At 65.5% G+C, this 24,076-nt stretch carries 16 protein-coding genes and 1 pseudogene; 7 read left to right on the top strand and 10 right to left on the bottom strand.

Annotated elements, in window-relative coordinates; all coding sequences use genetic code 11:
• Positions 1–68: 68 nt before the first annotated feature.
• The 6 genes from SB749_RS07785 to SB749_RS07760 form a co-directional block, all read right to left on the bottom strand.
• Positions 69–755 (bottom strand): TetR/AcrR family transcriptional regulator, encoded by a 687-nt coding sequence (locus SB749_RS07785; protein ID WP_410709832.1) that lies wholly within the window; start codon positions 753–755, stop codon positions 69–71.
• A gap of 49 nt (positions 756–804) precedes the next feature.
• The gene (locus tag SB749_RS07780; RefSeq protein ID WP_410709831.1) at positions 805–1,833 is read right to left on the bottom strand and encodes a phosphotransferase family protein; all 1,029 of its coding nucleotides are present in this window, start codon (positions 1,831–1,833) and stop codon (positions 805–807) included.
• Positions 1,830–3,053 carry an acyl-CoA dehydrogenase family protein gene (locus SB749_RS07775; RefSeq protein ID WP_410709830.1) on the bottom strand — a complete coding sequence of 408 codons (1,224 nt, stop codon included), beginning with the start codon at positions 3,051–3,053 and terminating at the stop codon, positions 1,830–1,832. Before SB749_RS07775 ends, SB749_RS07780 begins: the two co-directional genes overlap by 4 nt.
• A gap of 36 nt (positions 3,054–3,089) precedes the next feature.
• Complete coding sequence (locus SB749_RS07770) at positions 3,090–4,097, bottom strand: NADPH:quinone oxidoreductase family protein (RefSeq protein WP_410709829.1); 1,008 nt, start codon at positions 4,095–4,097, stop codon at positions 3,090–3,092.
• Positions 4,098–4,230: 133 nt separating this feature from the next.
• Positions 4,231–5,013, bottom strand: coding sequence for an SDR family oxidoreductase (locus SB749_RS07765; RefSeq protein ID WP_410709828.1), 783 nt, complete (start codon positions 5,011–5,013; stop codon positions 4,231–4,233).
• 14 nt (positions 5,014–5,027) lie between these two features.
• Positions 5,028–5,507, bottom strand: coding sequence for a MaoC family dehydratase (locus tag SB749_RS07760; RefSeq protein ID WP_410709827.1), 480 nt, complete (start codon positions 5,505–5,507; stop codon positions 5,028–5,030).
• A gap of 180 nt (positions 5,508–5,687) precedes the next feature.
• Between SB749_RS07760 and SB749_RS07755 the strand changes: the two genes are divergently transcribed.
• Positions 5,688–6,647 (top strand): phosphotriesterase, encoded by a 960-nt coding sequence (locus SB749_RS07755; protein ID WP_410709826.1) that lies wholly within the window; start codon positions 5,688–5,690, stop codon positions 6,645–6,647.
• Between the two features lie 98 nt (positions 6,648–6,745).
• Positions 6,746–8,131 (top strand): MFS transporter, encoded by a 1,386-nt coding sequence (locus tag SB749_RS07750; protein ID WP_410709825.1) that lies wholly within the window; start codon positions 6,746–6,748, stop codon positions 8,129–8,131.
• Between the two features lie 5 nt (positions 8,132–8,136).
• Here SB749_RS07750 and SB749_RS07745 read toward each other — a convergent pair whose 3' ends face one another.
• Positions 8,137–8,943: an SDR family oxidoreductase gene (locus tag SB749_RS07745; RefSeq protein ID WP_410709824.1), complete on the bottom strand. Its 807-nt coding sequence runs from the start codon at positions 8,941–8,943 to the stop codon at positions 8,137–8,139.
• A 149-nt stretch (positions 8,944–9,092) separates the two neighbouring features.
• On the opposite strand from SB749_RS07745, the gene SB749_RS07740 reads away from it, so the two are divergent.
• Positions 9,093–10,631 (top strand): AMP-binding protein, encoded by a 1,539-nt coding sequence (locus SB749_RS07740; protein WP_410709823.1) that lies wholly within the window; start codon positions 9,093–9,095, stop codon positions 10,629–10,631.
• Positions 10,610–10,888, top strand: a pseudogene (locus SB749_RS07735) (C4-dicarboxylate transporter DctA); the annotation flags it as partial. The gene SB749_RS07740 and the pseudogene SB749_RS07735, both read left to right, overlap by 22 nt.
• 167 nt (positions 10,889–11,055) lie before the next feature.
• Here the strand turns inward: SB749_RS07735 and SB749_RS07730 are convergent.
• The 3 genes from SB749_RS07730 to SB749_RS07720 form a co-directional block, all read right to left on the bottom strand.
• On the bottom strand, positions 11,056–11,688 hold the full coding sequence (locus SB749_RS07730) for an RES family NAD+ phosphorylase (RefSeq protein ID WP_410709822.1): 633 nt from the start codon (positions 11,686–11,688) through the stop codon (positions 11,056–11,058).
• A 14-nt stretch (positions 11,689–11,702) separates the two neighbouring features.
• The gene (locus SB749_RS07725; protein WP_410709821.1) at positions 11,703–12,227 is read right to left on the bottom strand and encodes a hypothetical protein; all 525 of its coding nucleotides are present in this window, start codon (positions 12,225–12,227) and stop codon (positions 11,703–11,705) included.
• A gap of 78 nt (positions 12,228–12,305) precedes the next feature.
• Complete coding sequence (locus tag SB749_RS07720; protein WP_410709820.1) at positions 12,306–12,614, bottom strand: dihydrofolate reductase family protein; 309 nt, start codon at positions 12,612–12,614, stop codon at positions 12,306–12,308.
• A gap of 61 nt (positions 12,615–12,675) precedes the next feature.
• Between SB749_RS07720 and SB749_RS07715 the strand changes: the two genes are divergently transcribed.
• The 3 genes from SB749_RS07715 (at position 12,676) to SB749_RS07705 (ending at position 24,074) form a co-directional block, all read left to right on the top strand.
• The gene (locus SB749_RS07715) at positions 12,676–12,837 is read left to right on the top strand and encodes a hypothetical protein (protein WP_410709819.1); all 162 of its coding nucleotides are present in this window, start codon (positions 12,676–12,678) and stop codon (positions 12,835–12,837) included.
• A 255-nt stretch (positions 12,838–13,092) separates the two neighbouring features.
• Positions 13,093–13,308, top strand: a complete 216-nt coding sequence (locus tag SB749_RS07710) for a hypothetical protein (RefSeq protein WP_410709818.1) — start codon at positions 13,093–13,095, stop codon at positions 13,306–13,308.
• A 116-nt stretch (positions 13,309–13,424) separates the two neighbouring features.
• On the top strand, positions 13,425–24,074 hold the full coding sequence (locus SB749_RS07705; RefSeq protein WP_410709817.1) for an amino acid adenylation domain-containing protein: 10,650 nt from the start codon (positions 13,425–13,427) through the stop codon (positions 24,072–24,074).
• Positions 24,075–24,076 lie beyond the last annotated feature (2 nt).

The raw sequence follows: 24,076 nt of genomic DNA, 5'->3' as shown, positions 1-24,076 counted from the left end.
CCAGCGGCCACCCGCCACCGGCCGCTGGGCCGTCGGCCGATGCTGGGCACCCGGCGGCCCGGTGACTGCTATTTGCGACGTGAACCGTCGGTGGGAATGCCCAGTGCGTTGATCCACAGTTTCGTCGCAGTCTCCACGATCAGATCGTCACTGCCCCACCCTGGTTCCTCGACCGCATATTTGAAGTACGCCATCCGCCCGACCATCGCTGACAGCGCCCGGGCGGACATGAGGGGGTCGAGGCTCGGGTCCACGTAGCCTTCGTCCTGGAGCTTTTGGATCCACCGGCAATTGCGTTCGGCGAAGGCCCTCGCCCGGTCGAGGCGCAGGCGACGGAAGTTCGCGTCGATCGCGGCGACCTGTTCGAGCAGGAGCATCAGCTTCGCGTTGCGCTTATACGACTCGACATAGGCCCGATGTCCGGCTTGGAGCTGCTCGACAACGGTGCGCTCTTCGTCGCCGCTGTGCGGCGGGCCCGGGTGGAGCATGTCCTCCTGGGCTTCGCTGAGCACAGCAGCGAAAGCCTGCTCCTTGCTGTCGAAGTAGGTGTAGAACGTGCCCGTGGAGCACTTGGCCTCTTTGGTGATGTCGGTCAGCCGAGAATCGATGAAACCATCACGTTCGAACACGACTCGAGCGGCGGCGACCAAGGCCGCTCGGGTGCGGATTCCTCGCGTGGTCGTCGGCATATCACGCAGGAGCGCGCCATCCACGAGCGTGGGCAGATCCTCAGCTGAATCTTCGGTCATCGACATGACAGCCAATCCTACAATCCATCTCTTCGGTGCGAGCGAGGTGAGGGCCTCATGATGCCAGCCCGCTCTCCCGCGCAACGGCCCATCCCTGATCAATGAGTTCCTGGATGTCACGCGCTGTGGGCACGCCATGGGCGGCAGCATTCTCAGGGTTCTCCGACACCCGACGACGGATGCCCTCGGCGATGATCGCGATCTTCCACAGCCCCAGTGTGTGCCAAAAACCGAGTGTTCGCCCGCTGCGGCCCGATGCCGCCAGGTATTCGGCAGCGATCTCGGCCCGGGTCGGGAATCCGTCCACTGCCGTGGGGGCTAGGGGTTCATCGGGCGTCTCGCCGGCCTGAGTCCAATACGCCAACGAGCTGCCCACATCGGCCAGCGGGTCACCCAATGTCGCCAGTTCCCAATCGAGAACAGCCCGAATGTCACCGGTGGCGTCGTCGATGATGACGTTGCGGATGTGGAAGTCGCCATGGACCAGAGTGATCTCGCCAGGCTCGGGCAGGTGCTCGGTCAGCACCGTCGTCAGTGCGTCGAGATCCGGGCGGTCCTGAGTCCGGCTCTCCTCGAGTTGGCGGCTCCACCTCTTCAGCTGCCTCGGCGCGTAGGGCTTCCGCGAAGCCAGGTCACCCAAGCCCACGGCGTCGATATCAGCGACATGGATCTTCGCCAGGGTCCGAGCCAGTTCGAGACCGAGACGTCTGCGTACTTCGGGGGCGAGCTTGCGCGCGGCCTCCTCATCGTCGATGACGGTTCCCTCGACATGTTCCATGATGACGACGGGGACATCGGCGACCGCGGGATCCTCACAGACTCCGACTGTGGCAGGCACCGGCACTTCGGTCGACTGCAGTGCGGAGATGATCCGAAACTCGCGGGCCACGTCATGGGCCGAGGCGAGGAGATGTCCCAGCGGGGGCCGACGGGCGATCCAGGACCGGCCCGCCTCGTCGTCGATACGGTAGGTGAGATTCGACTGCCCCTGACCCACACGGGCACCGCGGAGCGAACCGGTCACCGGTTCGCCCGCGTCCCGCATCCAGCCGGCCAGGCTCGGCAGATCGAGTTCGACGCTCATCGAGACTCCCGTGCGTTCTTCCTGCGCCGCAGTTCACGCCGCGCGATCGAACGTTTGTGGACTTCGTCGGGGCCATCGGCCAAACGCAGGGTGCGCTGATGGGCGTAGAAGCTGGCCAACGGAAAATCGTCGGTGACTCCGCCGCCACCGTGGACCTGGATCGCCCGGTCGATGATCTCAAGCGCCATGTTCGGGGCCTTGACCTTGATGGCCGCGATCTCCGTGGCCGCTTCCTTGTTGCCGACCGTGTCCATCATCCACGCAGCTTTGAGCACGAGGAGGCGGGTGGCTTCGATCTCGACGCGCGCCTCGGCGATCCAGTCCTGGATGTTCGCCCGCTCTGCCAGCGGCTGACCGAAGGTCACCCGCTCCTGAGCACGGTCGATGAGCAGGTCGAGGGCGCGTTCGGCCATCCCGATCGAGCGCATGCAGTGGTGGATGCGGCCCGGGCCCAGCCGGGCTTGGCTGATGGCGAATCCGTCGCCCTCACCGGACAGCAGCGCGGTCTTCGGCACTCGCACGTCCTCGAACACCACCTCGGCGTGGCCTTCCCGGTCGAGGTAGCCGAACACGGGCAGTCCCCGGACGACGGTGATGCCGGGGGTGTCCTTGGGGACGACGAGCATCGACTGCTGTCGGTGGGCCTCGGCGTTCGGGTCGGTCTTGCCCATGACGATGAAGACCCGACAGTTGGCGTGCAGAGCGTTCGAGGCGAACCATTTCCGCCCATTGAGCACATAGTCGTCCCCATCAGGAACGATGCTCATCTCGATGTTCGTCGCATCAGAGCTCGCCACCGCTGGCTCCGTCATGCAGAACGCCGAGGCGATCTCACCGTCGAGCAGCGGCTTGAGCCACTTCTCCTTGTGTTCGTCGGTTCCGAAGAGCGCAAGCACTTCCATGTTCCCGGTATCGGGGGCGTTGCAGTTGATGGCCTCGGGGGCGATCTCTGCGCTGCGTCCCGTGATCTCGGCGAGGTGGGCGTACTGGAGGTTCGTCAGTCCTGCACCCCATTCGTCGTACGGCAGGAACAGGTTCCACAGTCCCTGGGACCGGGCCTCACGTTTGAGGTCTTCGAGGACGGGCGGGTGGAAGTTCGGGTCCCCGGCCTCGGCCCGCTGCCGGTGGTAGACCGGCTCAGCCGGGTAGACGAAGTCGTCCATGAAGGCGTTGAGTCTGGATTGGTAGTCGCGGGTCGTCTCATCTGGTGCGAAGTCCATAGTTCCTGCTTTCTCGGTGAGAGGGTGTATGCGGTGTCAGGTCTGTTGATCATGGGCACCGGCGCCGCCGGTCTCTCCTCTGACTTCGAGGACGACCTTGCCGCGCACGGATCGGGAGTCGATGAGCTCGAGGGCCTCCTGCGCCCTTTCCAACGGGAGCACGCTGTGAATGACGGGATCGAGTGCCCCTGAACTCAGATGCGGCCACAGCGTGTCCCACTGGGTGGCGACCATCTCCGGTCGTCCGGCCAGTGCCGCGCCCCACCCCACTCCGGCCACGGAGATGTTGTTCAACAGCAGACGGTTGACCTTGACTTCGGGGATGGATCCTGCGGTGAATCCGAGGACCAGAAGAGTGCCGAAGGTCTTCAGTGTGCGCAGGGAATCGGTGAACCGATCACCGCCGACCGGGTCGGCGACGAGGTCGACACCGCCAGGGAGCAGGTCCTTGACCGTGTCTTTGAACCGTTCGGCCAAGACCACACGAGAAGCGCCGAGGCTGCGCACCGTTTCCGCCTTCTCCTCGGTCGAGACCACGCCCACGACTTCTCCGCCGTAGGCGCGGGCGACCTGGACGAGGGCGCTGCCGAGTCCGCCTGCGGCGCCGTGGACGAGGACCGTCTGACCCGGTTCGAGTCTCCCGCGCACGCGCAGCGCGAAGTCCGCGGTCAGTAGGTTCATCGGCATTCCTGCTCCTGCGGTCAGCGATACGGACTCCGGAAGCGGGAGGACGCTGGCGGCCGGGACGACGATGGACTCCGCGTAGGCCCCCGTATTCGCCACCCCGACGACGCGGTCGCCGACGCTGAGACCGGTGACGCCTTCGCCCAGCTCACGCACGGCTCCGGAGACTTCCGACCCCACTGTGTAGGGCAGCGGCGGCTGCATCTGGTACTGCCCGCGAGATTGGAGCAGTTCGGGGAAGGTCACGCCGGCATAGGCGACGTCGATGAGGACCTCGCCAGGCCCGGGTGTCGGAGTCTCGATGTCGCGCAGTTCGAGGGAGCCGGGGCCGTCGGTGGCTCTCAGCTGCATTGCTCTCATGATGGTCGGGGGTCCTTTCGTTTGGGTTCGCCACGTGGGTGATGCTGTCAGGGCGGTCGATCGGGAGCGGATCTGGGCGGAGCAGCGAGTGAAGCCGTCAGCGGGGCGGCCGACTGGGTCGTCGTCGAGGACGTCAGAGACGAGACGAGGCGACGACACCGCCGTCGACGACGATCGTCTCCCCCACGACGTAGTCCCCGGCCCGAGAAGCGAGGTAGGCCGCGACTCCGGCCATGTCCTCACCGGTGCCGATCCGTCCTGCCGGGATCTGCGTCTTCACCTCGTCGCCGTGGTCGCGGGCGTCCTTGTTCATCTTCGTCCCGAAGGCTCCGGGGGCGATGCCGCTGACGATCACTCCGTCTGGGGCCAGTCGGGAGGCCAAGCGTTTGGTCAGGTGGACCACTCCGGCCTTGGACGCGTGATAGCTGTAGGTCTCCAGCGGATTGGGTCGGATGCCGTCGATCGAGGCGACGTTGATGACTTTGGCGAGGTGGTCGCCCGCGGCCGCGGCGGCCCGCAGGTCCGGCGCGAGTGCCTGGGTGAGGAAGAACATCGCCTTGAGGTTGAGGTCCATGACCTTGTCCCACCCGTCCTCCGAAAACTCGTCGAACGGCGCACCCCAGGCGGCACCGGCGTTGTTGACGAGAATGTCCAGATTCGTCTCGTGCTCCCGGAGTCGGGCCACCACCGAGGCGAGTCCCTCCTTCGTCGAAATGTCGCCGGGCAGGGACACACAGGTTCCCTGTTCGGACAGCTCGGCCGCGGTCGCGTCACAGGCCTCGGCCTTGCGGGCGGTGATATAGGCGCGCACGCCCGACTGCACCAACCCCTCGGCGATCATCCTGCCGATCCCGCGCGAGCCGCCGGTGATCAGCGCGCTGCGCCCCTTCAGTGCAAACAGTGTCGACATGTCCATGGAAACTCCCTTTTTCAGATATCTGCGCCGTGTTCGGTGAAGTAGCCGAGTGATTCGGCGACGCAGATCGGCTTCTCGATGCCGTCTGCTTCGAAGATCTGGGTGGTGGTCACCTGTGCGGAACCGGTTCCGCGCGGGTCGACGGCGGAGATCGTGGCCCGCATGCGCACCTTCGAGCCCACCGGTCGAGGCTGCGGGAAGCGCACCTTGTCGTAGCCGTAGTTGAGACTGTGGGCGAACCCGTCGAAGGCCATGAGCTCCTCCATGAACGCCGGTCCCAGAGACAGGGTGAACAGACCGTGGCCGATCGTGCCGCCGAAGGGACCCTCAGCGGCACGATCCTCATCGACGTGGATCCACTGGTGGTCATTCGTCAGGTCGGCGAAGGTGTTGATGTCGTCCTGGACGAGCGTGTGCCAGCCGGTGGGACCGAGTTCCTTGCCGACGAGCGCGTCGATCTCGGCGATCGTCGTGGGCCTGATGGGAGTCGTCATTGTCTGCCTTTCGATCAGTGGAGCGAGTCGGAATCGATCAGGTGAATCCGGAATCTGAAACCACTCTTGAAATTGAGTTCAGATTCATTAGTCTGAGACTAGCCGTGTATGCCGGGTCACTTCAAGGTGCAACCGAAACACACCACACGGCAGGGACGTCTACGCAAAGGAGCGGCACCCATGACAGAAGTCCAGACCGTCACCGGCACCATCGACAGCAGCGAACTCGGCAGGACCCTCGTCCACGAGCACATCTTCGTCCTCAGCGAGGAGATGCGGCAGAACTATGACACGACATGGGACGACGAGGAGAGAATCTCCGACGCCGTGACCAAGCTCAATGACCTCAAGGCCGCAGGCATCGACACGATCTTCGATCCCACGGTCGTCGGCCTCGGACGCTACATCCCCCGAGTGCAGAAGGTGGCCGAGCAGACCGATCTCAACATCATCGTGGCCACCGGCCTCTACACCTTCACCGATCTCCCCCACCAGTTCGAACATCGCGGCCCGGGCCTGCTCATCGACGAACCGGAACCACTCGTGGGGCTGTTCGTCCGCGACCTCACGGAGGGCATCGCCGACACCGGCGTCAAGGCCGCATTCCTCAAATGCGCCATCGAATCCCCCGGACTCACCGAGGGAGTCGAGCGCACGATGCGGGCGGTGGGTCAGGCGAGCGCTCAGACCGGTGCTCCCATCACCGTGCACACCAATCCGGCTACCGGCTCCGGCCTGGTCACGCAGCGTGTGCTCAAGGAGGAGGGCGCGGTGCTGGAGAAGGTCATCATCGGCCACTCGGGCGATTCGACGGATCTTGACTACCTGTCCCAGATCGCCGAGAACGGATCGTTCCTGGGCATGGACCGGTTCGGCATCGACGCCTATCTGCCGACCGAACCGCGCGTAGACACCATCGTCGAACTCGTCCGTCGCGGCTATGTCGAACGCATCACCCTGGCCCACGATGCAGCGTGCTACATCGACTACTTCACTCAGGAAGAGAAGGCGCAGATCCAGCCGAACTGGCACTTCCGCCACATCAGCGACGACGTCATTCCGATGCTGCTGGACAAGGGCGTATCCGAAGACGATATCGACACGATGCTGGTGAAGAATCCGCGCCGCTACTTCGAGTGACATGCGCTGACTACACGTACCGACCCCATGCACGCACCGACCACATGCACTGACCACATGCACTGAGAGACCATTTTCAACGATGAAGGAAATCTCCCATGTCAGCCACCGCACAAACCACCCCACCGCAGGCGGCACCGGCCAAGCATGCCGGGCTGCGAGCCGCCGGTCTCGTCGGCTCCTCAATCGAGTGGTACGACTTCTTCCTCTACGGCACAGCGGCCGCACTGGTCTTCCCTCAGGTCTTCTTCCCTGATGCGAGCGGGGTCACCGGCACACTCCTGTCGTTCTCGACCTTCGCCACCGGCTTCATCGCGCGGCCGGTCGGCGGGCTCGTCGCCGGCAACTTCGGCGACAAGATCGGCCGCAAACCGATGGTGGTCATCGCCCTGCTGGGCATGGCTGTCTTCACCTTCCTCATCGGCTGCCTGCCCTCGGCCGGGAGCATCGGCATCATGGCCCCGGTCCTGCTCGTCACGTGCCGATTCATCCAGGGCATCGCCTGCGGCGCCCAGTGGGGCGGACTGGCACTGCTGCTCAGCGAGTCCGCCGGGCCCAAGCACCGAGCATTCTCGGGCTCGTTCATGCAGGTCGGCGTTCCCACCGGCGCCCTGCTGGGCAATCTGGCCTTCGTCATCGTCTCGTCCGCAGTCGATGAGGCGGCATTCGTCTCCTGGGGCTGGCGGATCCCGTTCTGGGCCACGGCGCTGCTCGTGCCGATCGTCATGTACATCCAGCTCAAGGTCGAGGACTCCCCCGAGTTCAGGAAGCTCGAGAACGATGTGTCCGCGGCCAAGCCGAAGGTCGTGCAGGCCCCACTGTGGCAGGCGATCAGATCGCACTGGAAGACGATCCTGCTGGCGGCGGGCACACTGTCGGGAACGAACTGCGTCTTCTACATCACGATCGCCGGTGCCCTGTCCTACGGCACGAGCTACCTGGGGATGGACTACGGACAGATGCTCATCGCCGCCATGCTCTCCTGCGTGTTCGGCATCGCCACCATTCTGATCGGCGGCAGGCTCGCCGATAAGATCGGTCGCCGTCCGGTCATCATCATCGGTGGCGTCGGCCTGCTGGCGTGGGCGTTCCCCTATTTCGCCCTGATCAATACGACGGACATCGTCCTCTTCGCGGTCTCGATCAGCGTGGCCAGCGTGTTCCAGTCACTCATCTACGCCCCGATCGCCGCGTACTTCGGCGAATTGTTCGCCCCGCAGATCCGCTTCTCCGCGGTCTCTCTGGCCTATCAGCTCAGCGCGATCGTCGTGTCGGGCTCGACGCCCATCGTCATGACGTGGCTGATCGCGAAGATGGACGGATCGACGCTGGGGATCACGCTGTTCGTGTGTGCGATGGCGCTGATCACGGTTGTGTCGACCTTGGCTCTGAAGGAGACGAACCCGAAATCCGTCAGGCAGTCCCCGACGGCCGTGCCAGGTGAGCACCTGCGCACGGAGACCGTCGCGGCCCAGCCTGCTTAATCGGCTCAGCCCGCAGCGCCGCTGCCACGCAGCTTTGCCTGGTAGCGGCGCATCCCGCGGATCCAGCGGTCGTAGTCCGACCCCTTCATCCGGTACATATCCAGGACTTCGGGGTGGGGCAGGATGAGGAAGGTCTCGGCTTCGACGGCGGCCATGACGGTCTTGGCGACGTCCGCCGGCTCAAGAACATTGCCGGCCTCGGACACGGCCCGTTGGGCGGCGAGTTCCTCTGCAGTCAGGGAGTCCGGGTCTTCGCCCCACAGGATCTTCGTGTTCACTCCCATCGGGGCGAGCACGGAGACGCCCACGCCGTCGTCGCCATAGGTCACCGACAGCCATTCGGCGAAGGCGAGCGCGGCGTGCTTGGTCACCGAGTAGCCGGCCTGCCCGATCTGCGTGAGCAGTCCCGCCGCCGAGGCGGTGGCCACGAAATATCCTTCTCCCCGAGCTTGCCAGCGGGGCACGAGCCGTTCTGCGGCGCGGACGTGCGCCCGCAAGTTGACGTCGAGGATGCGGTCCCAGTCGCGTTCGCCGCCGATTCCGGAGGCTCCGGCGATCCCGGCATTGGCGAAGTAGAGCTCGACGTCGCCGAGCTCGCTCTCGGCGGTGGCCAACAGATCGTCCACGCCTGTCGCCGTGGAGACGTCCCCGGTCCAGTGCGGTTGGCCCAGTTGCGTCGCGGTGTCCGCGACCGCCTCAGCGAGGTCGGCGAGCAGCACTCGGGCTCCGCGCTCGTACAGGGCCGCGGCCAGCGCCGCCCCGATCCCCGATGCCGCCCCGGTGACGACGGCGGTGCGTCCCTCGATGTCCATAGCCCTCTTCCTCTCCGGCGCACCCCGTTGTGTCCGAAACGCGACCGACCTATAGTTGAACCTGTACTCAGGTTCAAGTATTTCAGCATCCACGTATTGCTGTCGAGCCCCGCCGCGGGCCCGTCCACGTCGTGATCCGAAGGAGTTTCATGACCCGCACATCGATCATTGACCTGCTCACCCCGTGGGCGGAGAAGTACCCGGAGTCCGTCGCAGCGGCCACGCCTCCGGGACCGGATCGGGTGTCACTGTCGAAGGTGCGCCTCCTCGGCGAGATCGGTGCCGCGCGTGACCGGTACCTGACTGCGGATGTCCGCCCGGGTGATCGGATCGTGCTCATCGCGCCCACCTGCCCGGAGTTCCTCGTCGAGTTCTTCGGTGCGCACGCTGCCGGGCTGGTGGTCGTCGCCGTCAATCCGCTCTCGACGGTCAGGGAGCTCGACTACATCCTCGCCGACTCGGAGGCCCGCGTGCTCGTGGCTCATCCTGCTTCGGCCGAGGCAGGGAAGACCGCGGCTGCGCAGCACGATGTCGGCTTCCGGACCCTGGCCATCGTCGGCAATGAGGGTCCGCGCGCCGAGGTGGGCGCCGAGTCCGATGTCACCGTCGATCGTGCCGATTTCGCCTGGGATGACCTCGCCGCGCTCCTCTATACCTCGGGCACGACGGGCAAGCCGAAGGGGACGATGCTGACCTTGGGCAATTTCATTTCGGCCACCGACATCGTCCGCGAAATGATCGAGGCCACCCCGTCGGATCGGTCCGCGACCGGTCTGCCCCTCTTCCACGTGTTCGGTCTGGCGGCCGTCACCCTGCCGGCGATGAGTGCCGGCGCACCGGTGACGCTCTTCCCCCGTTGGGATCCGCAGGCCTTCATCGATTCCCTCGCCGAGGATGAGACGACCATCGTCTCCGGCGTACCGACGATGTGGATGTCGGTGCTGGCGAAGGCACCCGAGGGCGACGCCCCGGACCTGCGCATCATCAGCTCGGGAGGCGCCTCGATCGCCGCCGAGGTGGTCCGTCGGGTCGAAGATCGCTTCACGGCACCGCTGGCCGAGGGCTACGGGCTCACGGAGACGTCCGGGCTGGGCACCTTCAACCCGCTGCACGGGACGAGGAAGCCCACGAGCGTCGGTCCGGCGGTGCCCGGATTCGAGGTCAAGATCATCGACCCCACCACCGGCGACGAGCTGCCTGCCGGTGAGGTGGGTGAGGTGCTGCTCCGTGGGCCCGCGGTCATGGCCGGCTACTGGAAGAAACCCGAGGCCACCGCCGAGGTGCTCGACGCCGAGGGCTGGTTCCGCACCGGCGACCTCGGCCGGGTGGACGAGGACGGGTACCTCTTCATCGTCGACCGCATCAAGGACCTCATTATCCACGGCGGATACAACGTCTACCCGCGCGAGGTCGAAGAGGTCCTCTATGAGATCCCCGAGGTCGATCAGGCCAGCGTCGTGGGCACCCCGGACGAGAAGTACGGTCAGCAGGTGACGGCTGTCATCGCCCGCACCCCAGGCTCCGACCTCGACGCCGATGAGGTCGAGCGGTTCTGTCGGGAGAATCTCGCCGCCTACAAGATCCCGCGGATCATCGAATTCCTCGACGAACTCCCCAAGGGACCCAGCGGCAAGATCCTCAAGCGCGAGATCGTGCGCATGTTCACCCCGAGCACCGAGACGGGCTGAGGCAGGCGGGCGTCATCGTCGGCATCGACAAGTTCATGTCCGAGTGCCGTGCGCTGACGAACTTCACCGGCAATGCCGTGGCTACCCTGCTCATCGGCAAGTGGACCGGCGAGATCGATATGGACCAGGCTCGCGCCACCCTGTCCGGTCAGAACCCGTTCGACGAGCTCTCGCTCGAACCGGATACGCACGGTACGTCGACCAATGCCACCGAGGCGGCTCGCCCAGCTGAAAGCGAAAAGGTCGCCGTGAGCTGACCGACTGTCGCTCCCGCTCCACACCACCACGGGTGCCGACGTCCTCACCGTGAGGACGTCGGCACCCGTGGTTTTTCGCCTCCCCTCGCCGAGGCGGGAAGCAGTATCGTCATGCCATCGTCTGACACACTGGTGAGTCCACAGTGGCCCTTCGGGCCGTCGTGTATCTACGTTTCGGTCGGCTCGTCCAGGATCTCGAATTCTTCGAGATTGTCAGGATCGGCAATTTCGATTGCCATGCTCTCAACAACGGCGCGAAGTGACTTCTGCTCGTGGACTTCACCCGTTTCCACACCTGCTGGACCGAATACCGCGATGGCGCGTGCATCTGCACCTGGAGAGAATCGCGGGTGGTACCAAATCCCTTCGAATCCGAACTCGTGCAAGCTATGAGCCCACTGACGAGGAACTTGAAACTTCGCCATAGAGCACAACTCAGACGTAACCCCGAACGGAAAAGCTTCATCACTCGAGACATGCGCCGCCTGGATCGACTCGGCCAAAGTCAGACTCGATACAACCCTGCCTTCGAGAAATGTGCTGGCAACCACACCGGATCGAGCAATATCGGGGCCAATGGCCTCACGAGCAGCAACGTCGTCACTGCTCGCCAAGTAACAGGTACCGAACGGCGCAGCGAGGTTGAACCGCCCCTTTCCGTCCGAAGCGAAATACCACGGCTCATACTTTTGCCAGTGCCCTCTCCGCCAGCGTGTGCCGGCATCCACGGGTCGGCTTGGGAAAGTGCTCAGATCGCGATCAGGATCCGGTTGTCGCTGTGCAACGGTCTCTCTGTCCATTGTTTGGCGTCGACTTACGCAGACCAACGAGAAGCACTGCGCTTGGCCAGGTTCTCCACCAGGTCAGTCTCATCTGCGTCGAGCAGCTCAATTGGTGTTCGGTCCCCTGCCTCGACCAGTGGTGTACGCATCCATTGTGCGATGGTGAACGCATCAGCTGAAACGCGGAGAATGCCGACTATACGCAGGACGTCCTCGCGGACACGCTTGCGGTTGAACTGAAACGCGGGGAATAGTGTCCGCCCCTGAACGGTCAACACGAAAAGGCGACCTTCACGGACCCTCTTACTCACACCTTGACGGGTGATTCCCCACATCGTCATCAATGCTTTAGTGGAGTACACCGGGCCGATGATTCTGCCTAGTTGGCCTCCCGCACTCCGCGGAACCATGGCGACCATCTTGGAGCCGAGAGCTTCGGCATCCTTGACGTTCTCCAGGTCAGCTGTCGGAACTTCAGCGAGCTCGCGCCTGACAGCCTCAAGTATCGCGCGCTCGTTCGCAGCACGTCGTTGGTGCGCAGCGGTCGGCGAGTTCATGCTCAGGCCTCAATCTTATATGTTGTCAACCGTGTCAACCAGCATCTCACCTCACTTCAACCGCGTCAACCATGTCAACTACCTTTTCAGGGTGAGCACGAATACCGGGCCGCGGAACGGCGGGTCGTCTCCCCACCACCCTTTCCAGTCGCGGTCCCACTTGCCGCGCACAGGCCCGAACATGTTTCGGCCCATGATGTGTACACGCGCGCCGGCCAATTGGTCGACTTCGGCACGGTTCTCCTCACCCTGGTCGAACATCCAGGCGTGCAGCCTGTTGCCCCAGCCATCGCCGCCGTCGTCGCCGAACGGGCGCTCCTCGGTCTCGTTTGTCCCGGCGGCATACCCGTCGAGGCTGATGGTCTGGTTGACGATGACACTGCTCATGGTGCTCCTCCGCGGCTCACCCGATGACAACAGTCCGCTGTGATTGTGCCCTGCAATCAGTTTGAGCGTAGACCTCGCGGTTACAGTCATCAATGGCTTCTTCGAGAGGTTCTGGGGTCCTGAACGCACCGTGGTCGGGCTCCCCGACGGAATGGGCGTCATCGTCGGCATCGACAAGTTCATGCCCGAGTGCCGTGCACTGACGGCGAAAAGGTCGCCGTGAGCTGACCTTCGGTCGCTCCCGCTCCACAACCACCACGGGTGCCGATGTCCTCATCATGAGGACGTCGGCACCCGTGGTTTTTCGTCTCCCCTCGCCGAGGCGGCCCTCCCCTGTCGTAGTGCTGTGACGAAGGGTTCGAGACATCGGACCAAGAAAAACTCTTGGCCAGCCAATCCACATTCGCGAGTCTTCCGAATGACACATGTCCGTCCCCATACGGACGATTGCAACCGATGCCAGAAGAGGACAGGGACCATGAAGAATCTCAAGCTCATCAACGCCCGCACCGTCTCCGGTGCCGCACTCGCGGCCATCCTCATTTCGGTCGGCCTCATGGCCGCGCCAGTCAGCGCCTCCGCTGCCGAGACCTCACCGACCGATTCGACCGAGGCCTCGGGGGCGCTCATCAACGGCCCGATCATCGATCTGGGCCACCTCCTCGGCGATATCAACATCGGACAGTTCCAGTAACGACCGATCCCCTGCTTGCTCACGTGAGCCTACAGCCGGGTTGCGCTGAGCACCCGCGCGCCTCCTTGCCGACGGAAACCTCGCCCAGGAAACCCCCACCCAATGCGAAAGACACGATGACTGACGAGAACGCTCGAATCGACCTCACCTCAGCACAGCGCGGAATCTGGTACGCCCAGAAGATCGAACCAGACAACCCGACGTTCCAGATCGGGCTCTACGTCGATATTCGCGGGCCGCTCGATGTCGACAGAATGCGCAAGGCGGTCGCCACGACCGTAGCCGAAGCCGACTCGCTCAACGTCGTCTTCGGTGAGGACGAAAAAGGTCCCTTCCAACAGCTCGGACCGGCACGCAGCCATCTCCTGGTCCGTGACCTGCGGACGGAGTCGAGTGAGGATCCCGAAGCCTCGGCCCATGCGCTGATGCAGGAGGATCTCGAAACCGTCCACGGTGTCGATGAGGGTGACCTGCTCCGGTCCCAGCTGTTCCACATCGGACCCGACCACTGGATCTTCTATCAGCGGGCCCACCACCTCCTCGTCGACGGCTATTCCGCCGTCCTCGTCCTCCGCCGCGAATCCCAGGTCTACCGGGAACTCGCCGATCAGGGAACCGCATCGGACTCGCCCTTCGGCAACCTCGACGATCTGGTGGCCGAGGAGGCTCAGTACCGTTCCTCGCAGCGCTTCACCACCGACGCCGAGTTCTGGAAGCAGGTGCGCTCCGAGTCGGAGACGGCCACCGGCCTGGCCGACCGTCCGGCATCACCGGCACGACGGCTTGTCACCTGCGATGCCGACATCCCCCAGGAGCTCTCATCACGCCTGGCCGGCTCCCGGTCGGCACCGACTCTCATCCTCAGCGCCGCAGCGGCCTACCTGCACCGCATGACCGGACGAGAGTCCATCTCGGTGGGCCTTCCGGTCACTGCTCGTCGCAGCGCCCTGTCCAAATCAGTGCCGTCCATGATGTCGAAGATCCTGCCGGTACAGGTGCAGGCAGCACCAGGGATGACGTCGGCAGATCTCGTCGCCGACGCCGGCGCCACACTGCGCGAGACGCTCATTCACCAGCGCTTCCAGTATCAGGAGCTGAGCACCGACAGCGACTACATCGGGCCTTCGGTCAACATCTTCCCGCACGTCGACGACATTGACTTCGGAATGTCGACCGCCTCGCTGCACCTGCTGTCGACCGGCCCGGTCGATGACCTCTCGATCATCATCCACGGCATCGGAGCGGATCCCAGCTCCGATGGAGGCAGCAGGCCGGCCATCGTTCGGTTCGAGGCGAACGCCGAACTCTACGATCAGCACAGCCTCGCCGAGCACCTGCGGCAGTTCCTCTCCGTCCTGCGCCAGTTCGATCCGAGCGAAGATCAGCACCTGTCGGGGCTCGCGCTCATCGATGCCGGCGAGTCCGACGAACTCATCGCGGGCGGCCAGGGACCGGCCCAGAGCCTTCCCCGCCACACCGTGGTGGAGGAATTCTCCCGTCACGCCCGCAAATCTCCATTCGCCACCGCGGTCGTCGCCGAGGACGGGCACATCAGCTTCTGCGAACTCGACCGCCGCTCGACTGAGCTCGCGAACCGTCTTCGCGACTGCGGTGCAGGGCCCGGGACTCGCATCGCGGCACGCTTGGGCCGGTCCACCACGCTGCCCATCGCCGTGCTCGGAATCCTCAGAACAGGTGCCGCCTACGTACCCCTCGACCCTGACTATCCGGCCGACCGCCTCGAAGCGATGATCGCCGATTCCGCGCCGGTGCTCGTCATCAATTCCTCTGCAGTGTCGGGTCCCGCCGGAGAAACGAGTGTGAGCACCGACCGACCCGTCATCGACATCGACGCGGAACCACAGTCGACAGCACCGACGACCGAGTCGACCCAGACCGGGTCAGCGCAGGCCGGATCACAGCAGACCGGATCGACTCCTGCTCCCGACGACCTCGCCTACGTCATCTTCACCTCCGGGTCGACCGGTCGGCCCAAGGGCATCGGGGTCGAGCACCGGTCGCTGCTCAATCTCTTCCACAGCCACAAGGAGACCATCTTCGATCCGGCCGCCCGTCGACTCGGACGAGGACTGCGCGTGGCGCACACGGCAGGGATCTCTTTCGATGCCTCCTGGGATCCGCTGCTGTGGCTCTTCGCCGGGCACGAACTCCACCTCATCGACTCGATCACCCGCCGTGACCCCGAAGCTCTCACCGACTACTTCGCCGCCCACGGCATCGACTCGATCGAGACGACTCCCTCATTCGTCAAGGCCCTTCTCGCGCACGGCACGTTCAGCGGCACCGAGCATCCCAGCGTCGTCGCCCTGGGCGGCGAAGCGGTCGAACGCGGTCTCTGGGATCAGCTCGCGGCCCTGCCCGAGGTGGACTCCTTCAACTTGTACGGCCCGGCGGAAACGACGGTCGACAGTCTCACCGCTCCGATCGTCGCCGGTGCCTCACCCGACCTCGGCGGCTCCGTGGCGAACACCAGGCACTACGTCCTCGACTCCCGGTTGGCCCCTGTTCCGGCGCAGGCGCGTGGGGAGCTCTACATTGCGGGGCTGAATCTGGCGCGCGGCTATGTGGGCCGCCCGGCCACCACCTCAGAGCGGTTCATCGCCGACCCCTTCGCCGACGACGGCTCCAGAATGTATCGCACCGGCGACATCGTCCGCAGGCCTCTGGCCGGAGGCATCGAGTTCCTGGGCCGGGCCGATGAGCAGATCAAACTGCGCGGCTATCGCGTCGAACTCTCCGAGGTCGAGCTCGCCCTCCAGTCGGAGGGCCGGATCCGGTCGGCCGCGGTCATCCTGGGACAGAACCAGGCCGGCTACAGTCAGCTTCTCGGCTACATCACCGCCGATGAGCAGATCGATACTGCCGAGGTGCGTCGGCGCATGAAGACGCGCGTACCCGACTACATGGTTCCGTCATTCATCACACAGATCGAGCGGATTCCCCTCACCGTCAACGGCAAGCTCGACCGCGCCGCGCTGCCGGAACCGCAGTCGGCGCAATCGGAATCGGCAGCACCAAGGACAGTCCAGGAGCAGGCCGTGGCCGAGGCCTTCGCCCAAGTGCTGGGGGTGGAGACCGTCGGCATCGACGATGACTTCTTCGAACTCGGCGGGCACTCCCTGCTCGCCACCCAGCTGGTGGCCTCACTGCGGGAGAGGTTCGCGTCCCCACCCGCCCTGAGCGAGATCTTCCACCATCCCACCGTCCGCGAACTCAGTGCCGGACTCGACCTCGACGACACGGCACAGGAGCCGGCAGACGAACTCGTCGCCGCAGACCGTCCCGCGACCATTCCCCTGTCCTACGCGCAGAGCCGTCTGTGGTTCCTCAACCAGTTCGACCCGGCGTCCGCGGCCTACAACATTCCGCTCACCCTGCGCATCCGCGGAGACCTGGACACCCATGCTCTGCGTGCTGCCATCAACGACGTCGTTGCTCGTCACGAGAGCCTGCGCACCGTGTTCCCGTGGACCGAGGGTCAGCCCGAACAGGTGGTCCGCGCCGCCGACGATGCGCAGATCGCCCTGCCCGTTGTGGAGATCAGCGAGGACCTCGTCGATCACACCGTCGATGCGGAGGCCACACGCGGCTTCGACGTCTCGTCGCAGCTGCCGATCCGGTGCCTGTTGATCAGGCTGGGCACCGCGGATCATCTCCTGCTCCTCACGCTCCACCACATCGCCGCCGACGGCTGGTCGCTGCGGCCCCTGGCCGGTGACCTCTCCGCTGCCTATCGCGCTCGGGCTCGCGGCACCACCCCCGCCATCCCCGAGCTGCCGGTCCAATACGCCGACTACGCGCTGTGGCAGCGGAGAACTCTCGGCTCCGAGGACAACCCCGACAGTGAGATCGCCGACCAGCTGGCCTATTGGAAGGACGCACTGACCGGGGCTCCGGTCGAACTCGGACTTCCCGTCGATCGGCCCAGGAGCGCACAGAACACCGACCGTGTCTCCCGCAGGATCCCCGTCGACATCGACGCCGAGACCCACGCTGGTCTGCGCCGGCTCTCCGGCGAGCGCAATGCCAGTCTGTTCATGGTCCTGCAAGCCGCCTTCGCTGTGCTGCTGAGCAGACTCGGTGCCGGCAACGACATTCCCATCGGCACTCCCGTCGCCGGCAGGACGGAGACGAAACTCGACGATCTCATCGGCTTCTTCGTCAACACCATCGTTCTGCGCACCGACACCTCCGGCAACCCCAGCCTCGTCGATGTCGTCGATCGGGTCCGGGCGTCCAACCTCTCCGCCTATGCCAATCAGGATGCGCCGTTCGAACGCGTCGTCGACGAACTCGCACCCCCACGTTCGGGCCAGCTCCATCCGCTGTTCCAGGTCATGCTGACCCTGCAGAACACTGCCCCCGCGGCTCTGGACATGGGTGACCTCGACGTCGAACCCGCACCCGGGCCAGAGGTGTCGGAGGCGAAGTTCGACCTCCTCCTCGACCTGGCCGAACGTGAGAACGACGGCGTGTCGCGCCCGGTCGGTGGAACAATGCCCACGGTCGATGAGGCTGCCGGCATCACCGGCTCCCTCGAGTTCGACTCCGCGCTCTTCGACGAATCCACCGCCGAAGCCATCGCCGCGCGATTCGTGCGAGTGATCGACCAGTTCGCCGCCGACCCACACACACCGCTGCGCGAACTCGAGGTGCTGCGCCCGGACGAGCTCGCAGAGATCCGCACTCAGGGTCAGGGCCGCGCCGCGGTCGCACCCGAGTCGACGGTCCTCGACGTCCTCGATTCGACGATCAGGAGGCATCCCGACCGTCGGGCGCTCATCGCCGACGACGGTGAGCTGACCTTCGCCGGCCTCGGGTCCCGCATCGACCAGATGGCTCATGTCCTGGCCGCCCGCGGAATCACAGCGGGAGACACCGTCGCCATCGCCCTTCCCCGGTCCGCCGACGCCGTCGCGGCCCCCTTGGCCGTGCTCTCGATCGGGGCAGTCGCTGTGCCCATCGACCTCAGCTACCCCGGAGAGCGGATCCGGCTGATCCTCACCGCGAGCACCCCCGCGGCCGTCATCACCGACGAGGCTGAACTCCCGGTCCGCCCGGGCACAGCGATCGGCACCGCCGAACTCCACACCGCCGAGGCGGGTCGACGTGCCGATGACACCGCCGACCACGGTCGCCGCTGGGCCGACCGTCCGGTTCCGAGCGACCGCGCCTATGAGATGTACACCTCGGGTTCGACCGGCACTCCGAAGGGTGTGGCCGTCCCCCACAGTGCACTGCTGAATCTGCTGGCCCATCATCGGGAGACTATCTTCGCCGAGGCGGGACTCGACGTCGGACCGGTCCAGGCGGCGCACACGGCGGGGTTGGGCTTCGACGCCGCCTGGGACCCGGTGCTCTGGCTCGTGGCAGGAGCGAGCCTGCACATCGTCGGCGACGAGATCCGCCGCGATGCCGAAGCACTCGTCCGATTCTGCCGCGAGCATGAGATCCGGGCCCTCGAGACCACCCCGTCGTTCGTCAGGCAGCTCATCATCTCAGGACTGTTCGACGACGAGACCGAGGAAGACCGCGTCCCGCTGTCGCTCGCCCTCGGCGGAGAGGCCGTGCCCGCCGATCTCTGGCAGGAGCTTGCTGCGAACCCCAAGGTGCGAGCCCACAACTTCTACGGTCCCACCGAATTCACCATCGATTCCGTCACCGCCGCAGTCGCGGGAGACCGACCCACCATCGGGCACCCGATCAGGAATGTTCGAACCATGGTCCTCGATCAGAATCTGCGTGAGGTCCCACATGGAGTCGTCGGCGATCTCTATCTCGCCGGCGCCGGAATCGCCTCCGGCTACGTCAACAGGCCCAAGGAGACGGCAACGCGATTCGTCGCCGATCCTCTCGAACCGGGCGCTCGGATGTACCGGACCGGCGACCTCGTGCGCCGACACCCCGACGGCAGCCTCGACTTCGTCTCCCGCGATGACGACCAGATCAAACTGCGCGGATACAGGGTCGAGCTCGGAGACGTCGAGAACGCCCTGGCCTCGGGCAGCGGCGTCACCCAGGCGGCGGCCATCGTCGAGAATCTCACGGATCCCGAATCGGCACGGCTTATCGGCTACTACACCGGGGACGCTGACGAGGCTGCCCTCCGTGATCACCTCGCCGCCCAGCTGCCGGCACCGATGGTCCCCCACATCCTCATCGGTCTCGACTCGATCCCGCTGACCTCACACGGCAAACTCGACCGCTCCCGGCTGCCTGCCCCCACTGCTTCGGGGACCACCGACTCCAGAGCCGCGCGCAGCGCGGACGAACACACCATGTGCCGAGTCTTCTCCTCCGTGCTCGGTGCTGATGAGATCGGCCTCGACGACGACTTCTTCGACCTCGGCGGGCACTCGCTGCTGGCGGTCTCCCTCATCGGCCGCATCCGCACTGCCTTCGACACCGAGTTGCCGCTGCGCGCAATCTTCGACTCCCCCACCCCGGCTGCACTGCTGAATCGACTCGATTCTCGCGGCCGCACCGAGCCGGCACCCGCCGAGGAGCCCGCGATGACGGCAGAATCGGCCGACGGTGCGCCGCCCATGAGCCTCACCGCGTGGAGTCGGTCGCACGGGCAGACCCGCCCGCAGCTGATCCCTCTGTCCTATGGGCAGGCGCGGCTGCACTTCCTCAATCAGCTCGACACCGATGCCTCGGACTACACCATCTCCCTGGCTGTCCGATTCTCCGGAGATCTCGACGCGGATTCTCTCGGCCGGGCGCTGACGGACGTGATCGCCCGACACGAGATCCTGCGCACCGTCTACCCCAGTGTCGATGGCAGCCCCGTCCAGCAGATCCTGCCCCCGGACGCCGGTGAGGGTCTCATGGCACGCCGCACCACAACCTCTGGCACGCAGACCGCGGAGCGAATGCGGGACGAGGCCGCCGTCGGATTCGACCTCAGCCGCGACCTTCCCATTCGTGCGAGCCTCTTCACTAAAGGCGACGAGTGGGTCCTCCACCTGGTGATGCACCATATCGCCACCGACGGCGCCTCGCTGAGACCGCTGACGCAGGACCTGTCCACCGCCTATGCCGCACTGCGCGGCTCGGCCCATCCGATGCAGCGGACCCTCGAGGTCCAATACGCCGAGTACGCGCTCTGGCAGCGCCATGTTCTCGAGGACGAGCAAGCCCCGGCAGCGGAGGCCCCGCTCCTGGAACGAAAGGTCCGGGCGTGGCACGACCGGCTCGAGGGGATTCCCACCGACATCACCCTGCCGGCCGATCGTCCCCGTCCCACGACCGCCAGACAGTCGGGTCGTCACTATCACTTCAGCCTCGACGCCCGTACCTCTGCCCGTCTGGCAGCGGTGGCTGCGGAGAACGGGGCCAGCCTGTTCATGGCGCTGCACTCCGTGCTCGCCGGCTATCTCAGCAGGCTCGGTGCCGGTGAGGACATCGTCATCGGCTCCCCCAGCGCCGGCCGCTCGGACCCGGCGTTGGAAGACATGGTCGGACTCTTCGTCAACACCATTCCGATCCGCACCGACACCTCGGCGGGCCCCGGCCTGCGCGAGCTCCTGGCTCGCACCCGCGCCGCAGTCATCGATGCTGTGGAACTCGACGACGTGCCGTTCGAGCGTCTCGTCGAATCGGTCAATCCGCCTCGCGAACTGGGACGCCATCCCCTGTTCCAGGTCATGCTGTCCCTCGAGGAGTCGGCAGCACCGAAACTCGAGCTGCCCGGGGTGACCACGAGCATCGAACCTGAGGTCGAGACCGGTGACGCGAAGTTCGATCTCTCGTTCACTTTCCGCCGCAGCGATGCCGACGCGGGACTTGCGGTGGTCCTCGATTACAACTCATCGATGTTCGACGCGGAGACCATCGCCGACATCTGCCGACGATTCTCCCGATTCGTCGATGAGGCCGTGCAGGATCCCGAACGACCGCTTGAGGGCATCGCCCTGCTCGACCCGGTCGAAACCCGGACGGCGATCGAGTCCCTCACCGGCCACATGCCTGCTGACACGCCGCCGCCGGTGCTCGACGTCTTCGCCGTCACCGCAGCCCGAATGCCCGATGCCGTAGCGGTCCGGTCCGACCAGACGTCACTGTCCTACCGCGAACTCGACGCCGCCTCGTCCCGTTTGGCGCACGAGCTCATCGACCAGGGAGCAGGTGCCGGCGAAACGGTCTCCGTTCGGCTGAGTCGCGGCCTCGGCGTCATCGTCGCGACACTGGCCGTGCTCAAGTCCGGTGCAGCTTTCAACCCGATCGACATCGACTATCCCCGCGGTCGCACCACTGCGATCCTCGCCGACGCCGAACCGCTCATCGTCATCACGCAGTCGGGCAGCACCTCAGAGCTCTCGCCCCTCCTCGTCGGTGCCGGGATCACCCCGAACATCATCGAGATCTCGCCCGACGACGGTTCGGTTCGCACCTCGCCTGCTCCTCAGGGGACGCCGATCCCAAGGGGAACCGCTGCGACCACGACCGCGACGCTGCCCACGCCTCACCGGGATTCGGCGGCCTATGTCACCTTCACCTCCGGCTCGACGGGCCGGCCCAAGGGTGTCGCAGTCGGCCACTCGGCCTTGGCGAACCTCCTCGCCTCCCACCGGGCCTGGTTCCTGCCGACCCCGACCGATGAGGCCGACCGGATTCCGGTCGCCCACACCACCGGAATCGGCTTCGATGCCGCTTGGGATCCGCTGCTGTGGATGGTGGTCGGGCATCCGCTTCACATCGCTTCGGAGGCCGTCCAACGCGATCCACAGCAGCTGGCGGCCGATCTGCGCCGACTCGGCATCGGATTCTGGGAGACGACACCAAGTTACCTTCGTCTGCTCTCCGCCGAACCGGATTTCGAGCGCATGATCGCTGAGAACGCTGAAGAAGACTCTCCGATCATCCTCGCCCTCGGCGGGGAAGCGATCGATCCCGATCTCTGGCAGTGGCTGCGTGGCCACCCGGGCATCATCGCCCACAACCTCTACGGGCCTACGGAGACCACGGTCGACGCATTCGCCGCACTTGTGGGTGCCTCCCCGACGCCGATTCTCGGGTCGCCGCTTGGGCGCATGCGCGGATACGTCCTCGATGAACGCCTCCATCATGTGCCGGCCGGGACGATCGGGGAACTGTATCTGGCGGGCGAGCAGTTGGCCCACGGGTACCGGGGCCGACCGGGCCTGAGCGCCGAACGCTTCATCGCCGACCCCTACGGGGGCCCGGGCGAGCGCATGTACCGGACCGGGGATCTCGTCGTCAGGCACGAGGGCGCAGAGCTCGTGTTCATCGGTCGCAGCGATGATCAGATCCAACTGCGCGGATACCGAGTCGAGCTCGGGGAGGTCGAGCAGGCCCTGCGCCAGGCGCCGGGCGTCAAGGACGCCGTCGTCCGTCCGTTCGGCGCGGACCCTGCCACGATGCAGCTCGTCGGCTATATCGTCGCCGAGGTCGGCGCGAGAACGGATACCAACGCCCAGCTCGCCGAGGACTCAACCGGGAATTCGTCTCGGGTCCTCCTCGCCGATGCGGCCCGCGACCATGTGCGCTCGGTCGTTCCCTCCTACATGGCGCCCTCGCACCTCGTCGTCATCGACGAGATCCCCCTCACCGCTCACGGCAAGATCGACGAGGCGGCCCTGCCCGACCCGTCGACCGCGACCGTCGGATCGCGACTGACACCACGCACGCCGCAGGAGGAGACCGTCGCCGCGATCTTCGCACGCGTGCTGTCCCTGCCGCATGTCGGCATCGACGAGTCGTTCTTCGAACTCGGCGGGCATTCGTTTCTCGCCCGGCCGCTCATCGCAGCAGTCAACGAGGCCCTCCGTGCCGATCTGTCGGTCCAGACCCTGTTCCGCTCACCGACCGTCGAACAGCTCGTTCGCGAGGTCGGTCGAGGCAGTGCGGAGTCCATCGCCGACAGCCTCCACCGCCTGCTCCCGCTGCGCCGCGCGGGTGCGAAGCCGCCGTTGTTCGCCGTTCACCCGGCCACGGGCATCAGTTGGGGATTCGCCGCGATGCTCCACGGTCTCGATCCGGATCGCCCGCTGATCGGACTGCAGATGCCCGGCCTCTCGCCCGGGGACCTGGAGGAGATGACAGCCCAGACGCTGACCGAACTCGCCGACGACTACATCGACCACCTGCAGACGGTTCAGCCGTCGGGCCCCTACCACCTGATCGGGTGGTCTCTCGGCGGCATCCTCGCTCACCGTCTGGCCACCCGCCTTCAGGAGCAGGGCGAGTCCGTCGCGTTCCTCGGAATTCTCGACGCCTTCCCCACCGGGCAGGAGCGCAACGCCGATGTCGGTGAAGGGTCCGAGCTGTGGGCGAACTACCTCGGCGCCAATCATCCGGCGATCACGGAGACGACGGAGGGGCTCGATGACGAACGGGCACTGGAGATCCTGCGTGCACACGGGGATCCCCTCGGCAATGTCGCACCTAAGACCATTGCGGCGATGACCCGCGGGTTCTTCACCCTGGCCAGACTGATACGCGAAGCCCCGGTGGAGACGTTCGACGGTGAGCTGGTGCTCTTCACCGCGGTCCGGGACGTTCCGAACGGCACTCCCGGTCCTGACTCATGGAGTCGGTTCGTCACCGGCGACATCCACGTCACCGAGGTCGACGCCCGGCACTCGGACATGCTGAGTGCCGAGGCTCTCGAAGAGATTCTTCCCGTCCTGTCCATCCACATGGACGAGGCCGCCGAATCACAGATGAGTTCCATCCACTCCTGGAACCAAACCCCGCCAAGCAACACCACTAGGAGCTGAAA

Source organism: Brevibacterium sp. SIMBA_078 (assembly GCF_046534565.1).
Lineage (GTDB): Bacteria > Actinomycetota > Actinomycetes > Actinomycetales > Brevibacteriaceae > Brevibacterium.
Note: the sequence above shows the minus strand (reverse complement) of the source record. Positions and strands in the feature narration are given on the sequence as shown.

Bases quoted from the DNA above. Each gene is read 5' to 3' on its own strand.
- SB749_RS07720 (WP_410709820.1), bottom strand. From the start codon at position 12,614: ATGAGCAGTGTCATCGTCAACCAGACCATCAGCCTCGACGGGTATGCC.
- SB749_RS07775 (WP_410709830.1), bottom strand. From the start codon at position 3,053: ATGGACTTCGCACCAGATGAGACGACCCGCGACTACCAATCCAGACTC.
- SB749_RS07780 (WP_410709831.1), bottom strand. From the start codon at position 1,833: ATGAGCGTCGAACTCGATCTGCCGAGCCTGGCCGGCTGGATGCGGGAC.
- SB749_RS07760 (WP_410709827.1), bottom strand. From the start codon at position 5,507: ATGACGACTCCCATCAGGCCCACGACGATCGCCGAGATCGACGCGCTC.
- SB749_RS07730 (WP_410709822.1), bottom strand. From the start codon at position 11,688: ATGGACAGAGAGACCGTTGCACAGCGACAACCGGATCCTGATCGCGAT.
- SB749_RS07750 (WP_410709825.1), top strand. From the start codon at position 6,746: ATGTCAGCCACCGCACAAACCACCCCACCGCAGGCGGCACCGGCCAAG.
- SB749_RS07755 (WP_410709826.1), top strand. From the start codon at position 5,688: ATGACAGAAGTCCAGACCGTCACCGGCACCATCGACAGCAGCGAACTC.
- SB749_RS07710 (WP_410709818.1), top strand. From the start codon at position 13,093: ATGAAGAATCTCAAGCTCATCAACGCCCGCACCGTCTCCGGTGCCGCA.
- SB749_RS07785 (WP_410709832.1), bottom strand. From the start codon at position 755: ATGTCGATGACCGAAGATTCAGCTGAGGATCTGCCCACGCTCGTGGAT.
- SB749_RS07705 (WP_410709817.1), top strand. From the start codon at position 13,425: ATGACTGACGAGAACGCTCGAATCGACCTCACCTCAGCACAGCGCGGA.
- SB749_RS07740 (WP_410709823.1), top strand. From the start codon at position 9,093: ATGACCCGCACATCGATCATTGACCTGCTCACCCCGTGGGCGGAGAAG.
- SB749_RS07765 (WP_410709828.1), bottom strand. From the start codon at position 5,013: ATGGACATGTCGACACTGTTTGCACTGAAGGGGCGCAGCGCGCTGATC.
- SB749_RS07745 (WP_410709824.1), bottom strand. From the start codon at position 8,943: ATGGACATCGAGGGACGCACCGCCGTCGTCACCGGGGCGGCATCGGGG.
- SB749_RS07725 (WP_410709821.1), bottom strand. From the start codon at position 12,227: ATGAACTCGCCGACCGCTGCGCACCAACGACGTGCTGCGAACGAGCGC.
- SB749_RS07770 (WP_410709829.1), bottom strand. From the start codon at position 4,097: ATGAGAGCAATGCAGCTGAGAGCCACCGACGGCCCCGGCTCCCTCGAA.